We start from the raw sequence: 15,718 nt of genomic DNA on the forward strand, positions 1-15,718 counted from the left end.
TTCTTACTCCTATTCTAATTCAATTTAAACATCACTTGTTGACGTTCTAATTCTTCTAATAAATCCGCACTAATGGTAATGCGACTATTTCGACTAGACATTTCAATGCGATTGATTATTCTGAACTCTTCTTTCTTCTCTTCTACCTCAAACGACAGTTCTTCTCCCTCCATCAGTCCATCAAGGGGTTCACCATCCTCGTTCACAGTACTAATCATTGCGATTGGCTTTACCTCTTCTTCTAACTCTACTTTTTCCAACTCATAAATGTCAAAAAAGACCTGTTTATCGCCATTGTATTTATCGAGTGTCGCTTTAATCTCATCTAATCTACTCTGATTTAGATCCTTAATATTCATTTGTACCACAAGTTGTTTTGCAAATGAAGGAATTACTTCATGTAACAGTTTCATCTCCATGAATTGCAGACGAGGCTCGCCACGCTCACCCGTATCTTTTCGAATCCAGCCTTCATTTACTTGTACGCGAACAAATACAAAAGTATTTGTCAATAAGAAATGTCTAAATTTCAAGAAATCTTCATTAAACAAACGGAATTCAAAAGATTCATCGTATCCTTCAATAGTAAAGGCAGCCCAATCTTTTCCTTTTGCTGAAGTTCTAAACTGCACATCACTAATCATTCCACCAAAACTAACAACACGTCCTGTGAAGTTTTCCAAACGCACGAGTTCTTCTACTCGAACATTACAGAAACTCTTCAATTCAAAGCGAAAATCATCCAAGGGATGACCAGAAATGTAAATCCCTACCACCTCTTTTTCCTTTGCGAGTTTTTCCATGGTACTCCATTCTTCACAAGCGGGTAAAAGCGGCTCTGGAATCTGAACTTCGCTACTATCCCCAAACAAACTGACCTGCGCAGAGTTCTCACTTTCCTGTGTTTTAGCACCATATTTAATGGCCTTTTCCAAGAATGTATTGGGATCTGTCGGATCTGTATAGAAATACTGTGCGCGATGTGTATTTTCAAAACAATCGAATCCACCAGCCAAGGCTAAGTTTTCGAATGCTTTTTTATTCGCTGCTCTCAAATCTATTTTCTTGGCTAAATCAAAGATCGATCGATAGCGACCATTGGTTCTATTATCAACAATGGTCTTTACAGCCCCTTGCCCTACTCCTTTCACAGCTCCCATTCCAAATCGAATTGCGTACTCATCATTTACCGTAAACTTGTAAAACGACTCATTGACATCCGGACCTAACACGTGTAATCCCATGCGTTTACACTCTTCCATAAAGAAGGTCACTTGTTTGATATCGTTCATGTTATTCGACAGTACAGCAGCCATATATTCTGCAGGATAATGCGCTTTTAAGTAAGCCGTTTGATAGGCGATCCACGCATAACAAGTAGAGTGTGATTTGTTGAAGGCGTAAGAAGCAAAAGCCTCCCAGTCTTTCCAAATCTTTTCTAGCACAACAGGATCATGCCCTTTTTGCGCTGCTTGATCTACAAATTGAGGCTTCATCTTATCCAAGACGTCCTTTTGTTTTTTACCCATAGCCTTACGTAAAACGTCGGCTTCCCCTTTTGTAAATCCTGCTAATTTCTGTGACAAAAGCATTACCTGCTCTTGGTATACCGTAATTCCATAGGTTTCTTTTAGGTACTCTTCACAAGCATCTAAATCGTACACAATGGGTTCTTCACCATTTTTACGGCGAATAAACGACGGGATGTACTCTAGCGGTCCTGGGCGATACAAGGCATTCATGGCAATTAAATCCGCAAAAACCGTTGGTTTTAATTCGCGCATGTACTTTTGCATCCCTGCGGATTCATATTGGAATACCCCAATTGTTTCACCGCGTTGAAAGAGTTCATAAGTCTTTTGATCATCAATCGGAATCAAATCCGGATCAATTTCGATACCCGTTCTATATTTAACAAGCTTAATAGTATCCTTAATTAACGTTAGGGTTTTCAATCCTAAGAAGTCCATTTTCAACAACCCTGCACTCTCTGCTACGGAGTTATCAAACTGAGTTACATACAAATCGGAATCTTTCGCTACAGTCACAGGTACGAACTTTGTGATATCATCAGGCGTAATAATTACCCCACAAGCGTGAATTCCCGTATTTCGCATGGAGCCTTCCAATATTTTTGCTTGTTGAATTGTTTCTGCAGCTAGCGAATCTTCTTTCGCTAAGGCAATTAATTCTTTAACCTTATCAAATTCTTCGCTTCGCAGGGCTCCTTTTATTGCATCTTCACTTTCAGACAAGAAGCGCGCTAAGTTCCATTTGGAAGGCATCATTCCCGGAATCAATTTTGCAATTCGATCTGCTTCAAACAACGGTAAATCCAACACCCGAGCAGTATCTCGAATCGCCGATTTGGTAGCCATTTTACCATAGGTAATAATTTGCGCAACCTGATTGGATCCGTATTTATCAATTACATAATCCATAACCTTACTTCGTCCTTCATCATCGAAGTCGATATCAATATCGGGCATGGATACACGATCTGGGTTTAAGAAACGCTCAAAAAGCAAATCGTATTCAATGGGATCAAGGTTGGTAATTCCCAAGCAATAGGCTACCGCAGACCCTGCAGCAGACCCACGTCCTGGACCAACAGAAACCCCCATTTGACGAGCCGCAGCAATAAAATCCTGTACAATCAAAAAGTATCCTGGATATCCGGTACGCTCGATCGTCTCCAATTCGAAGTCCAGACGTTCGCGTATATCCGCTGTTACTTCAGGATAACGGCGCTTGGCTCCTTCATAGGTTAAATATTTTAAATAGTTGTTCTCTCCCCGTTTTCCAGAGCCATCTCCTTCGAGATCTCTAGCGTCTTGGAATTCTTCGGGAATATCAAACTTTGGCAGTAATACGTCTCGATGTAAAACAAATGGTTCTACTTTATCGACGACTTCTTGTATATTGTAAATTGCTTCAGGTAAATCCTCAAACAATTTTTTCATTTCCTCTTCTGATTTGAAGTAGTATTCTTGATTGGGCAATCCATAACGATACCCTCTACCTCTTCCAATTGGGGTACTTTGCTTTTCCCCATCCTTTACACACAGCAAAATATCGTGTGCATTGGCATCTTTTTTATCTAAATAGTACGCGTTATTCGTTGCGACCATTTTGATGTTGTGCTTACGTGCTAATTCAACTAATACTTGATTGACGCGATTTTCATCTTCTTGACCGTGGCGCATCAGCTCAATGTACAAATCCGCACCAAACTGCTCCTTCCACCAAATCAAAGCTTCCTCCGCTTGACGCTCACCAACATTCAGAATCTTACCTGGAATTTCTCCAAACAAGTTTCCTGTTAGTACCATTACGTCTTCCTTATATTGTTCTACAACACTTTTATCAATACGCGGAACGTAGTAGAAGCCATCCGTATAAGCAATAGAAGCCATTTTAGCTAAATTGTGATAGCCCTTTTTATTCTTTGCCAACAAAACAACTTGATACCCATTGTCTTTTTTCGTTCGATCGAGGTGGTTTTCATTAATAAAAAACTCACACCCTACAATAGGAGTTAACAAAGGCAACGCTGCTTCCCCCTGTTCAAGTCGCGTTTTATTTTGCGCTTCTATCCCTTTGTTATGGTTATTCACGGCCATCACAAAATGGAAGGCGCCCATCATATTACCGTGATCCGTCATGGCGATCGCAGACAGATTCATCTCTCCTGCTTTCTTAACTAAATTAGCAATACCAATCGTTGATTGTAGGACCGAGAATTGCGTATGTACGTGTAGATGCGCAAATCGAGCTTGTTGCAACTGTTGACGCTCTTCTGTAGAGATCGTTTCCGCAGCACTTCCTTGCATTTTAGCAAGGCGAGCTCTGATTTCATCAGAAGCTTTCTTTAAATTGATGTGCTTTAATCCAACTGGTTGAAAAGGCTGAGGATTAAATGCTATATAACGTTGAATATAGGTATCATCACATTGAAGTTCCTCCTTAGAAAACGTTTGTCGTTTAACTAATTCGAGGAAACAACGCGTTGTTGCCTCTACGTCGGCGGTAGCGTTATGTGCTTCCGCAAAAGCATCTCCGAATAAATAGGTGTGTAATTCCGTTAAAGTAGGCAATTTATAACGCCCACCTCTACCACCAGGTAATTTTAGCAATTCAGCAGTAACTTCAGTACACGTATCTAAAACAGGCATTTGTGTTAGGATACTATCAACACCCATACGATAGAATTCACATCCCATGATATTGACGTCGAAACCGATATTTTGCCCAACGATAAAACGCGCTTTTGACAAAGCAATATTGAATTTAGCAAGTGCTTCTTCCAGATCAATTCCTTGTTCATCTGCTAATTCGGTAGAGATACCGTGAATTCGCTCCGAATCATAGGGAATATTGAATCCTTTTGGTTTAATCAGATAATCTTGATGTTCAACCAGTCGTCCCATATCGTCGTGTAACTGCCAGGCAATCTGCACACATCTTGGCCAGTTATCAGTATCCGTTAAGGGGGCAGACCAACTCTTCGGAAGCCCAGTAGTTTCCGTATCAAAAATTAAATACATACTTGATTTATAGATTATTAACCCAAAAACAGGGAGATTTGTAACAATTTCAAAGGTACAAAAAAAGCCGCTTATTTCGTAAGCGACTTTTTTCAATATAAATAAATTTACAATTCTCTATTTTCCTTTTTCAAGTGGAATTCTATAGAAGGTACCACCGTCAAATGACTTTCTATCTACGTAGCGCTTGATCGGTTTATTCGTCTCATCCACCTCATTTTCAGGTAATTTTGATGCATTCATATTGATCGCAAATGTTCCTGAAATCGTTCCAGGCACTTGTTTATCAGCAGAATCTAGGATAACATACCCCGGACGATTAACTGGTTTTTGATCCTTTATTGAAAGCGCATCTGTAGAATACATCGACGTAACTACATCAAAATCATTTAAAACTAAATAATCCGCTTTGATATTTTCTGTTGCGTTAAATTCGTATTTTGCACCAAATTCGTAATCTGGTAAATAAATTCTCAATTGAGTAGAATCTGTTTTAGCATCGATAATCAGCGTCTTATCATTAACCACATAGGCTTTAAAGCTCTGTGGTTTATATTCTGCAAAATGACTATATGGATTGCCTTTGATTTTCGCTGTATCAACTATCGCGTCTAATGTCATTGTAGCATGCATACCAGGATTTGAAAATTTAACATCATTTTCACATGCCATAAATCCTAGAGCTAAAGCAAATATTCCTATTATCTTTCTCATATTGTACTAACCTATTAGTGATATATATACATCGCAAAAATATATTTTTTATTGTTCATAAAAAAATTTTTTTAATAAAACTTTAACTTTGAAAACAAAGTCCTATTTATATTTCCTTAAGATTAAAAACCGATGTACCCCGATATAGGGCTTAACTCTTCAATCTTTTTGAGAAAAACACAATCTATAAGCCTTTCGATTTAAGAAACCTGCTTCTTTTTTTACATTATTCACAAAAAGAAAAAAGGAAGCATCACAACCCTTTTTTTTGATTCGCCTGTACCTAAATACAAAGAAAAATGCCTTTCATCTGCTTGGATAATCTCTTATACTGCCTATAACCCCTTTGTAATCAAGCGTCTTATATTTAGTATTTTTCTATTTAATTCCTTCAACTAATTAAAAAAGTTAGTATCTTTGCGCAAATTTTTAACCGAGGTCGGGTACCTCAAACAAAACAAATTATTATGTCTGTAAAAATTAGATTACAAAGACACGGTAAAAAAGGAAAACCTTTTTACTGGGTAGTAGCTGCTGATTCACGCGCTAAAAGAGATGGTAAATACTTAGAAAAAATCGGTACTTACAATCCAAACACTAACCCTGCAACTGTTGAGCTTGATGTAGATTCAGCTGTTAAATGGTTATTCAACGGTGCACAGCCAACGGATACTGCTAGAACATTACTTTCTTACAAAGGTGCTTTATTGAAACACCACTTACAAGGTGGAGTGAACAAAGGTGCTTTAACACAAGAGCAAGCTGATGCTAAATTCGCTGCTTGGTTAGAAGAGAAAGCAAACAAAATCAACGCTAAGAAAGATGGTTTATCATCTTCTAAAGCTGCTGAGAAAGCACAAAAAATCGCTGCTGAGAAAGAGGCTAACGCTAAACGCGCTGCTGCTGCTCAAGAAGCTAAAGCTGCTGCTGAGTCTGCAAATGTAGAAACTGAAGAGGCAACTGAAGAAAACAACGAAGAAACTCAAGCATAATTTCTAAGCGATATGCGTAAAAAAGATTGTTTCTATTTAGGCAAAATCGCAAAAAAATTTAGCTTCAAAGGGGAAGTTTTGATCTATTTAGACACAGACGAACCTGAGTTATACGAAAATTTGGAATCAGTGTTCGTTGACTTTAACGGACAACTGGTTCCTTTTTTTATTGAAGACGCTTTTTTGCACAAAAATGATTTCTTACGAGTAAAATTTGAAGATTGTAATTCCGAAGAGGAAGCCGATCGTATTATTGGCTCAGAAATATATTTGCCTTTGAGCTTATTACCCAAACTAGAAGGGAATAAGTTCTATTATCACGAAGTAGAAGGTTTTGAAGTAGTTGACACAACCTTGGGTTCTATCGGAACTTTAGTGCGTATCAACGACAGCAACTACCAAGCCCTTTTCGAAATTGATCACAAGGGAACTGAAATTTTAGTACCCATGATCGACCAATTTATCGAAGAAGTAGATCGCGAAAACAAAAGATTAATACTTCATATCCCCGCAGGATTAGTAGACTTGTATTTAGATAATTAATTGATCGTTGATAAAAAAAACGCCAAGAGAATAAATTCTCTTGGCGTTTTTTTGTTGGTTGTTGAGATAGTGATAGATAAACCATTTGATCCTTATCCCTTTATCTTACTTAATTTAATTCTATCTTGTTTGGCTGCTATTCAAGCACCTATTAGTATGATGAGTCAAAACAGACAAGAACAAAAAGACAGACAACGAGGCGAACACGACTACAAAATCAACCTCAAAGCGGAACTGGAAATCAAACTCCTCAGTGAAAAAATAGACCATTTATTGGTGCATCAAAATAAAAAAATACTCGAGATTCAAGAAGTGCAAGTAGACTACCTAGAAGATTTAATGAAAGAAATTAAAAAGAATAAATAGGATTTTTTGTTTCTTTGTTTTTTTGTTTTTTATGCATCTTTAGGTTTAAAGAAGGTTCTTCTAATTTTAAAAAAAACATCAAAAAACGAAAAACGAAAAACGAACAACAAAAATGATCCCACTCGAAACTTTAGGCAAGCGCATTTGCATCATTGGCAATAGTGGTGCCGGAAAATCTACTTTGGCTCAACACTTAGGTCAACACCTCAACTTAGCAATATGTCATTTGGACCAAATGGCTCATATTCCTCATACGAACTGGCAACCGAGGGATCGAGAACTCATGCGATTGGATCATCAAGCCTTTTTAGCACAACAGGAACAGTGGGTGATTGAAGGGAATTATAGCTACCTCATGCCGGAGCGCTTTGCACAGGCAACCGCAATCATTTGGTTAGACTTCTCCCGTTGGAATTCCCTTTATCGCTATACAAAGCGCGCCTTACAAAATAACCTCAATCGAGCTGGAAATCTTGAGGGTGCAACGCGACAATTTAATTGGAATATGATTCGTCATATTCTTTTTAAATTCCCTAAAAGCAAAGCAAAATACCAAAACCTAGTAGAAACTAGCAGTCTTCCTTATGTGCGCATTACGTCCTTTAAAGCGTTGAGGAAAGCCTATCAAACATGGGGCTTGTAACGGCTATTTCAAGCTCCAACAAAGCTACTTTTACTCAATCTGTTTCCTCTAGACTAAAAATAGCTTCCACACTCACTTCAAAATAACGAGCAAGCTTTAGCGCCAAAACCGTGGACGGAACGTATTTATTCTTTTCCATAGCATTAATCGTTTGCCTACTTACACCAATGATGTTGGCTAATTCCTCTTGTGTGATATTTTTAATAGCCCGTTGTACCTTTAACGTATTCTTCATGGTCCTATTCCTTGTTTAGCTTTAATAAATAGTGAAAACGCAAAATAAATAAAATCAACATGGTGAACATATTGTAGACCATAACGTAGTAAAACTCCATTCCATAAACCAGTAGAAACAACAAGAGCAATAGCACGTAATTAATCAAAAATGACCATTGAAAAGATTGTAAACGCAACTTTGAAATAAATTCGTCTTCAATTTTTTCTCTTGAAAACGCCACTAGTAGTCCTCCTATCAAAAATAAACTACTCATCAAAGTAGAGGTAATATTGGTTTCTATAAAACCAAAGTAACTCGTTTCTCCCTTAAAGAATGCGCTTCCCACTACAGTGAAGACCTTCATCTCAAGAAACGGAATATCGTCTTGAAGTAAGATGATGGAATAGATCCAAATTAAAACACTAATTGCTAATAAAGTCCACCCGATCTTTTTAAAAGAATGAGGTAATAAAAATTTTGTTTCCATAGTTAGTTGGTTATAAAGTTGATTCAAATGTAATAAAAACTTTTCAATATGTAAGAAATACTTTACATTTAGACATGACTTCTTTACTTATATAATTCCTTAACGCTAAATAATTCGCACCCGAATCCCCCTTCTTCAGCCTGATTGAAGGTGAATATTCTGAACTACTCTTTCATTTTTTGTACTTTTGAAGCCTAGAAATCATACTTATTCTTATGTTTCAATTCAAACAATTCACTGTACAACAAGACCAATGTGCCATGAAAGTGGGTACAGATGGTGTGCTTTTAGGTGCTTGGACGCCTGTTGACCACAATCCCAACAAAATATTAGATATTGGTACGGGCACGGGACTCATCGCCTTGATGTTGGCACAGCGCACTACTGCGGAACAAATTGACGCTGTTGAAATCGATGCAGAAGCACATGAACAAGCCATAGACAATTTTGAAAATAGTCCGTGGGGAGATCGATTATTCTGTTACCATGCTGGATTAGAAGATTTTGCCAACGAAATGGATGAAGAATACGATCTAATTGTGTCCAATCCTCCTTTTTACAGTGAAGATTACTACTCTAATGACACAAAAAGAGATCAAGCTCGTTTTCAAGATTCACTGCCTTTTGAATTATTAATTGAAGCTGTGGAGTATTTTTTATCCGAAGAAGGGGTCTTTAGCATTATTGTACCTGCTAAAGAAGAAGAGCGCATCATGTATTTAGCGGCAGAGTTTGAGATCTACCCGATGCGCGTAACCCGTGTAAAAGGAACACCTACTAGTGAGATAAAACGCAGCTTACTTGCCTTTTCAAGAAAGCGCATAGAGAAAATTCCTCTAAATGAGTTGACAATTGAAGAAAAAAGACACTGTTACACCCCCGAATTCACCACCCTTGTTCAGAATTTTTATCTAAAATTATAGCATTACAAGTTTTTATAACTGCTATTCAAAATATTTTACAGAAATTTGCTCTAGAATAATTCAAGTAAACGGATATAGAAAACAAGTTAAGTCTTCCGTTACTTCATAAAAACAGAACCATGATTTTCAATGTTACTTCTTTGATGATGCCACTACTGATGAACACAATGTGTTCACCCTTTTGTTATGGCCGAAAAGTCAATGAATTAACCTGATATAAAGTAGGATAAATTAGTTGAAGTCTCATCGGTCAAACGGTGGGGCTTTTTTTTATGTCTTTTTTCAACCAAAAATCTAAATCACAATGAGCAATTTCAATTTTTCAACACAAGCTTTACACGCAGGTCACCAAGTAGGACAAACAGCAGGATCGAGAGCGGTTCCTATCTATCAAACATCTTCTTATGTTTTTGAAAACGCCGACCATGCAGCAGGGGCCTTCAACTTATCCGTACCTGCCTATATTTATACGCGATTAAACAACCCCACCAATGACATTTTAGAACAGCGATTAGCTACCTTAGAGGGTGGGATTGGCGCGGTTGTCACCGCTTCTGGCGCATCAGCCATTAGCACTACATTACTCACCTTGTTAAAAGCGGGTGATCACATCGTTGCCTCAAACAGTTTATATGGTGGCACGTATAACTTACTAAATGTTACCCTTCCGCGATTGGGGATTCACACCACTTTTGTCGACCCTTCTGATTGTGCTAATTTCACCAAGAATATTCAACAAAACACCAAGGTTCTCTTTGTTGAAAGCTTAGGAAACCCCAAGCTTGATGTTCTCGATTTAAAGGGAATTGCGCAAATAGCCAAAACGCATCACTTGCCTTTTATAGTAGACAATACGGTTCCTTCACCTGCATTATTACGTCCTATTGAACACGGTGCAGATATCGTCGTTCACTCCTTAACCAAGTACATTTCGGGTAATGGCACAGCCTTAGGGGGCGCAATCATTGATGCAGGAACATTTGATTGGAGCAGTGGGAAGTTTCCAGAATTCACTGAACCGGCTGCTGGTTACCACGGGTTAATCTACCACGAAGCATTAGGACGTGCAGCATTCATTGCCAAGATTCGCTTAGAGGGATTACGCGATTTAGGTGCTGCGTTAAGTCCTTTCAATGCCTTTCAAATAATACAAGGTTTAGAAACCTTACCTATTCGCCTTCAAAAACACAGTGAAAACGCCCTAGTTCTAGCCCAATGGCTTGAAAAACAAGAGACTGTTGCTTGGGTAAACTATCCAGGATTACCCTCAAGTCCGTATCATACACTGGCGAAAACTTATTTACCTCATGGACAAAGTGGTGTAATCACTTTCGGTCTAAAACAAGGCTTCGAAGCGGCTAAGAAAGTAGCAAATCATACCCAATTATTTTCTTTAGTAGCCAATATTGGTGATACAAAATCGCTAATTATTCACCCTGCTTCCACGACGCATCAACAATTGACCCTCGACGAACAAAAAGCCACAGGAGTTACGCCTGATCTAGTACGACTTTCAGTCGGTCTGGAATCAGTAGAGGACTTAAAACAGGATTTAGATCGCGTTTTCCAAACCCTGTAATTTCTTTCCTTCTCTCCTAATTTTACAACAAACCAAAAACGAGTAAACTCAAACAATGTCACACTTGAACCTTATAGAAATCCCCGATTATCTTTTACCCGACCAAACCAAACAAACCTTGTATTTAAGTTATGAGTTATTTGGTCAACCGTTACATGAAGCCCCTGTGGTCTTGGTCAATCATGCCTTAACAGGAAACAGTACAGTGACGGGGAAAAACGGATGGTGGAACAAAATCATTGGTCAAGATCAAGTGATTGATTTGGCGAAGTACACGGTGCTTGCGTTTAATATTCCCGGCAATGGATATGAGCAAAAGGAACCACACCTATGCGTCAGGTACGACGCATTTACAACCGAAGTCATTGCCTCATTATTTTGGATCGGGATTGATCGTTTAGGACTTACAACGCTCTACGCTGTGATTGGCGGAAGTTTAGGGGGTAGTATTGCTTGGGAAATGGCACTTCAGCGCCCTAAATCAATTGGTCACTTAATTCCAATCGCAACCAATGTACAGGCCTCTGACTGGTTAATTGGGCAAGTACACGTACAGGAAACCATCCTCAATAACTCAAGTCACCCTATAGAAGATGCGCGCAAACACGCGATGCTCCTTTATCGGACACCTGAATCCCTTGCCCAGAAATTCAATAGACACTACGAGGAAAAGCAATACGCTATTGAAGGTTGGCTTACCTATCACGGTAAAGCGTTGAAAAGTAGATATCAACTATCGGCTTATCGCCTAATGAATCACCTATTGAAAACCATAGGACAACGATTCACTGTGGATCAATTACTCGTCTTTAGCCAAGAAACGACAGCGAATATTACGCTAATAGCCATAGATTCGGACTATATGTTTACCAGAAAAGAACAGTTGCAAACCTATGAGGCCTTACTGCAATATGGGGCAACTATCAATTATAAAGAAATACAATCTATACACGGTCACGATGCTTTTCTCATTGAATACGAGCAACTAAACCGTCTATTACAACCCTTATTTTAAAGCAATACAATCATGAAAATAGTAAAGTTTGGCGGAAAATCACTTGCATCAGGGCAAGCTTTCGACAACGTCATACAGATCGTACAAAAAAAAGCAGCACAAGACACAATTGCTCTAGTTGTTTCTGCTATTGGAGATACTACGGACACCCTCGAATCTATCCTAGATTTAGCCAAGAATCAAGAAGATTATCTCTCGTCATTTCTTGCTTTTCAGACGAGATCGTATCACCTAGGGATAGACCTACAGGAGGAGTTTACCCTTTTACAAAAGCTCTTTGAAGGAGTTTCACTAATAGAAGACTACAGCCTAAAAATAAAAGATAACGTATTAGCACAAGGAGAACTTATAGCGAGTAAAGTAGTGACTCATCACTTGGTTGAACAAGGCATACCCGCTGTAGCGGTAGACAGTCGTCATTTTTTCGTTACTGATGCATCCTTCGGTCAGGCACAAGTGCAAGAGGAAGTTTCCAAAGCCAAAACAACTGTATACTTCAAGAGTTTAGATCCTCAAGCACTTGCTGTGGTGACTGGCTTTATTGGAGCCACCGATAAAGGAGAAACCACTACTTTAGGTAGAAATGGCAGCAATTATTCTGCTGCTCTACTTGCTAATTTCACCGCAGCTGACGAATTGCAAAACTATACTCACGTTGATGGGATCTATACTGCTAATCCAGACTGGGTAAAAAACGCTCAAAAAATCGATGAACTTCATTTCGATGAAGCGAATGAACTTGCCAATTTTGGCGCGTCAATTTTGCATGCGAAGACTATTTTACCCCTATTACCCAACAAAATTCCCCTTCGCATTTTAAATACCTTGAATCCAGCAAACAAGGGTACTTTAATCTCTGCTAATCCGAGTAAGAAAGGAATCAAATCGCTTTCAGTACAATCGAATGTATCCTTAATTCAACTAGAAGGACGTGGTTTACTGGGCATTGTTGGTATAGACGCACGTATCTTTACAGCGCTAGCCCATGCCGGAATCAGCATTGGTGTAATCTCACAGGGATCATCTGAGCGAGGATTGGGTTTTACGGTAGAAAGCAAAGACGCTTCCTTGGCGCTTGAAGTACTCAAAAAAGAGTTTCAACCCGATTTCTACACCAAAGATGTTGATCAGATTACACTTCATCCCGATATAGCTATTATTTCAATTATTGGACAAGACCTTAGCACTTTTGATAAGCCTTATGCTGCTTTGGTCAAAAACAAAATTACGCCCATCCTCTTTCACAATACCGTAACAGGAAAAAATGTTAGCTTAGTTGTACGCAAAGAAGAGGCGAAAAAAGCGCTAAATGTTATTCATGGACAGATATTTGGTATTGCCAAGAAAATTAACCTTGCTGTTTTTGGTCATGGTTTAGTGGGAGGCACCTTGATTGATCAAATCTTGACTTCCGCAACATCAATCGAAGCAAAGAAAGACATCGCATTGAACCTTTTTGCCATTGGAAATTCCAAACAAGTGCTCCTATCTGATACGGGTATCACGGGAGATTGGCGTGGCCAATTAGCTCAGAAAGGAACACCTTATGCAATAGAAGATGTAATCGCCTTTGCAGAACAACATCATTTGGAAAATCTAATCGCCATAGACAATACCGCATCGACCTCCTTTGTTTCACACTACATTCAACTGGTGGAAGGTGGATTCGATTTGATTTCGTCTAATAAAATTGCGAATACGATTTCGTATTCCTTTTATCAGCAACTGCGTCAAACGCTAAAAAACAATCACAAAGAATATTTATACGAAACAAATGTGGGTGCGGGACTTCCCTTGATTGACACCATTAAATTACTGCATCTATCTGGTGAGAATATCACGCGTATCAAAGGGATTTTTTCAGGTAGTCTAAGCTATATTTTCAATCGCTATTCCACAACAGACCTACCGTTTAGTACGATCTTACAGGAGGCGATTGACAAAGGATATACAGAGCCCGATCCTAGAGAAGATTTATCGGGTAATGATGTAGGACGCAAGTTGCTTATTCTTGCTCGTGAATTAGATTTACAAAATGAATTCGGAGAAATCGAAATTCAAAATCTGATTCCTCCAGCTTTGCAACGTTTAAAAACAGCTGATTTTCTGTCGCAACTTCAACAGCTTGATTCGTCCTTTGACGTTAGTAAAAAAGCGCTAAAACCAGCTACCGTTTTGCGTTATGTAGGAGAGCTATCGGGTGATTTACAGCAAGACAAAGGAATTTTAGAAACCAAATTAATTGCAGTACCTCTCAATTCTGCATTGGGGCAATTACAAGGTTCTGATAGTTTGTTTGAAATCTACACCGAGAGTTATGGAGAAAACCCCATTATCATTCAAGGAGCGGGAGCGGGAGCCTCTGTAACAGCTAGAGGCGTATTTGGAGATATTCTCCGCTTAGCCGATAAATAAGCGTCTCGCTTTAAAAATAGACTATACTTCACTTTATAGTAAACCGAGAAAAGAGCGTGGTTTATCTCTTTTTCTGGTTGTTGTTTATTCTAAATTTCAATAAAAATGTCTCTCAGATGAGAGACATTTTTTATTTTAACCACGTTTTGACCATTTGTTCGAATACCCCTGTTTCGTATCCCACTTCTATATGGGCTACCTTTCCTTCAGCATCAAAGAAAATATAACTTGGTGTACCTTCAATTTTGTACTTTGCATTCATCAAACTCATACGTCCTTCCTTGTTCCAAAGCATTATGCCTTTACTGCCCTTTAATTCGTAATACATTTGCATGGCCTCTTCTCCGTCGTCGACATAATACGTTACATAGGTCACTTTATCTTTTACTTCTTCAGCTAATTTTGACGTATGAGGAGCTGCTTCTTGACAAGCGCCACATTGTATCGTTGAAAATTCTAAAATAACCGGTTTACCTTGAAAAAAATCACTAAACGCTACTGTATTTCCTTTGTGATCTAAGGCTGTAAAATCGTAAAACGAATCACCTAATTCCAATTGTTTATAGTTTACCAATGCGTCGAGGTAAAGGACTTCTTTGCTCTGTTTGTACTTTGGTTTGACTAAATTCAACAAGTGTCTCAATTGATCCTCTGTATATCTATCTTTCACATATTGGAGCATAGCGCGTCCGTAGGGTGTATTGATGTGCTTTTCTATAAAAACGTAATCAATTTGATTTACTTGCCTGTAGATTTTGGTCATCTTACCTAAAGGTTCTACTTGATTGTAATAGATATATTGTATGCTATCCCTTTTACCTTGATTCCAAAGGTCCATCGCTTCTTGCTGTATTTTGTTTCCTTCTAAGCGCAAAGCTCTACTTGCTAAATAATTTTCATAGCGCAGCTGATCATTTTTTGAATTTATTGCGCGAATATCTTGAGAAAAGTTATCCATCGATCCTTCAATCACTACAGCTTCATTACCCAAAAAGAAACGAGTGTTTTTATGCCCACTCGCATCGCTTACCAACAAATAAACCGTTGCTGGCGCTTCTATTAATTGCAATTCAATTTCGAAATTCTCTCCTTGTTTTGCGATTTCTTCTTCTTGATTTCCACTAACAAGAAAAAGTCTTGCATCCTCCGTTAGTCCTTTTAACTTGCCTTTGATATGCAATTTTTCTTGCGCCATACTTAGTGTTGATAGCGCAAGCATTAAAAATAAAAGGGTCGTTTTTTTCATTATTTAGTTGTGTATTAGATTGGTTATCTCG

Annotated in this window: 12 protein-coding genes and 1 pseudogene; 8 read left to right on the top strand and 5 right to left on the bottom strand. The window is 38.5% G+C overall.

Features of this window, described 5'->3' with window-relative positions:
* Positions 1-14 precede the first annotated feature (14 nt).
* Together dnaE and ACPDG9_RS03110 are read right to left on the bottom strand one after the other, a co-directional pair.
* Complete coding sequence (gene dnaE / locus ACPDG9_RS03105) at positions 15-4,547, bottom strand: DNA polymerase III subunit alpha (RefSeq protein WP_430526350.1); 4,533 nt, start codon at positions 4,545-4,547, stop codon at positions 15-17.
* Positions 4,548-4,664: 117 nt separating this feature from the next.
* Positions 4,665-5,261 (bottom strand): DUF6252 family protein, encoded by a 597-nt coding sequence (locus ACPDG9_RS03110; RefSeq protein WP_430526351.1) that lies wholly within the window; start codon positions 5,259-5,261, stop codon positions 4,665-4,667.
* Between the two features lie 467 nt (positions 5,262-5,728).
* Here ACPDG9_RS03110 and ACPDG9_RS03115 point away from each other — a divergent pair, with 467 nt between their 5' ends.
* From ACPDG9_RS03115 to ACPDG9_RS03130, 4 genes and pseudogenes are all read left to right on the top strand, one after another.
* Positions 5,729-6,253, top strand: a complete 525-nt coding sequence (locus ACPDG9_RS03115; RefSeq protein ID WP_430526352.1) for a 30S ribosomal protein S16 — start codon at positions 5,729-5,731, stop codon at positions 6,251-6,253.
* 12 nt (positions 6,254-6,265) lie between these two features.
* Complete coding sequence (rimM, locus tag ACPDG9_RS03120; protein WP_430526353.1) at positions 6,266-6,796, top strand: ribosome maturation factor RimM; 531 nt, start codon at positions 6,266-6,268, stop codon at positions 6,794-6,796.
* Between the two features lie 75 nt (positions 6,797-6,871).
* Positions 6,872-7,162 (top strand): annotated as a pseudogene (locus ACPDG9_RS03125) (DUF1003 domain-containing protein); the annotation flags it as partial.
* 112 nt (positions 7,163-7,274) lie between these two features.
* Entirely contained in the window at positions 7,275-7,805 is a 531-nt protein-coding gene (locus ACPDG9_RS03130) for an adenylate kinase (RefSeq protein WP_430526354.1), read from the top strand.
* Positions 7,806-7,839: 34 nt separating this feature from the next.
* On the opposite strand, the gene ACPDG9_RS03135 is transcribed toward ACPDG9_RS03130, so the two are convergent.
* The gene (locus ACPDG9_RS03135) at positions 7,840-8,040 is read right to left on the bottom strand and encodes a helix-turn-helix transcriptional regulator (protein ID WP_430526355.1); all 201 of its coding nucleotides are present in this window, start codon (positions 8,038-8,040) and stop codon (positions 7,840-7,842) included.
* A 4-nt stretch (positions 8,041-8,044) separates the two neighbouring features.
* The gene (locus ACPDG9_RS03140; protein WP_430526356.1) at positions 8,045-8,509 is read right to left on the bottom strand and encodes a hypothetical protein; all 465 of its coding nucleotides are present in this window, start codon (positions 8,507-8,509) and stop codon (positions 8,045-8,047) included.
* 215 nt (positions 8,510-8,724) lie between these two features.
* Between ACPDG9_RS03140 and ACPDG9_RS03145 the strand changes: the two genes are divergently transcribed.
* The 4 genes from ACPDG9_RS03145 to thrA all read left to right on the top strand — a co-directional run bounded on the left by ACPDG9_RS03145 (position 8,725) and on the right by thrA (position 14,441).
* Entirely contained in the window at positions 8,725-9,432 is a 708-nt protein-coding gene (locus tag ACPDG9_RS03145; protein WP_430526357.1) for a tRNA1(Val) (adenine(37)-N6)-methyltransferase, read from the top strand.
* A 304-nt stretch (positions 9,433-9,736) separates the two neighbouring features.
* Positions 9,737-11,011, top strand: coding sequence for an O-acetylhomoserine aminocarboxypropyltransferase/cysteine synthase family protein (locus ACPDG9_RS03150; protein ID WP_430526358.1), 1,275 nt, complete (start codon positions 9,737-9,739; stop codon positions 11,009-11,011).
* A 55-nt stretch (positions 11,012-11,066) separates the two neighbouring features.
* The gene (locus ACPDG9_RS03155) at positions 11,067-12,026 is read left to right on the top strand and encodes an alpha/beta fold hydrolase (RefSeq protein WP_430526359.1); all 960 of its coding nucleotides are present in this window, start codon (positions 11,067-11,069) and stop codon (positions 12,024-12,026) included.
* Positions 12,027-12,038: 12 nt separating this feature from the next.
* Positions 12,039-14,441 carry a bifunctional aspartate kinase/homoserine dehydrogenase I gene (gene thrA, locus ACPDG9_RS03160; RefSeq protein WP_430526360.1) on the top strand — a complete coding sequence of 801 codons (2,403 nt, stop codon included), beginning with the start codon at positions 12,039-12,041 and terminating at the stop codon, positions 14,439-14,441.
* Between the two features lie 130 nt (positions 14,442-14,571).
* Here thrA and ACPDG9_RS03165 read toward each other — a convergent pair whose 3' ends face one another.
* A complete protein-coding gene (locus ACPDG9_RS03165; protein ID WP_430526361.1) occupies positions 14,572-15,687 on the bottom strand; it encodes a TlpA family protein disulfide reductase in 1,116 nt (371 codons plus the stop codon).
* Positions 15,688-15,718: the final 31 nt, after the last annotated feature.

Source organism: Myroides sp. C6-3 (assembly GCF_050522425.1).
Classification (GTDB): domain Bacteria; phylum Bacteroidota; class Bacteroidia; order Flavobacteriales; family Flavobacteriaceae; genus Flavobacterium.

Excerpts from the sequence above, each read along its gene's own strand:
- ACPDG9_RS03155 (WP_430526359.1), top strand. The coding sequence starts at position 11,067 with ATGTCACACTTGAACCTTATAGAAATCCCCGATTATCTTTTACCCGAC.
- ACPDG9_RS03130 (WP_430526354.1), top strand. The coding sequence starts at position 7,275 with ATGATCCCACTCGAAACTTTAGGCAAGCGCATTTGCATCATTGGCAAT.
- thrA (WP_430526360.1), top strand. The coding sequence starts at position 12,039 with ATGAAAATAGTAAAGTTTGGCGGAAAATCACTTGCATCAGGGCAAGCT.
- ACPDG9_RS03115 (WP_430526352.1), top strand. The coding sequence starts at position 5,729 with ATGTCTGTAAAAATTAGATTACAAAGACACGGTAAAAAAGGAAAACCT.
- dnaE (WP_430526350.1), bottom strand. The coding sequence starts at position 4,547 with ATGTATTTAATTTTTGATACGGAAACTACTGGGCTTCCGAAGAGTTGG.
- rimM (WP_430526353.1), top strand. The coding sequence starts at position 6,266 with ATGCGTAAAAAAGATTGTTTCTATTTAGGCAAAATCGCAAAAAAATTT.
- ACPDG9_RS03140 (WP_430526356.1), bottom strand. The coding sequence starts at position 8,509 with ATGGAAACAAAATTTTTATTACCTCATTCTTTTAAAAAGATCGGGTGG.
- ACPDG9_RS03150 (WP_430526358.1), top strand. The coding sequence starts at position 9,737 with ATGAGCAATTTCAATTTTTCAACACAAGCTTTACACGCAGGTCACCAA.
- ACPDG9_RS03145 (WP_430526357.1), top strand. The coding sequence starts at position 8,725 with ATGTTTCAATTCAAACAATTCACTGTACAACAAGACCAATGTGCCATG.
- ACPDG9_RS03135 (WP_430526355.1), bottom strand. The coding sequence starts at position 8,040 with ATGAAGAATACGTTAAAGGTACAACGGGCTATTAAAAATATCACACAA.
- ACPDG9_RS03165 (WP_430526361.1), bottom strand. The coding sequence starts at position 15,687 with ATGAAAAAAACGACCCTTTTATTTTTAATGCTTGCGCTATCAACACTA.
- ACPDG9_RS03110 (WP_430526351.1), bottom strand. The coding sequence starts at position 5,261 with ATGAGAAAGATAATAGGAATATTTGCTTTAGCTCTAGGATTTATGGCA.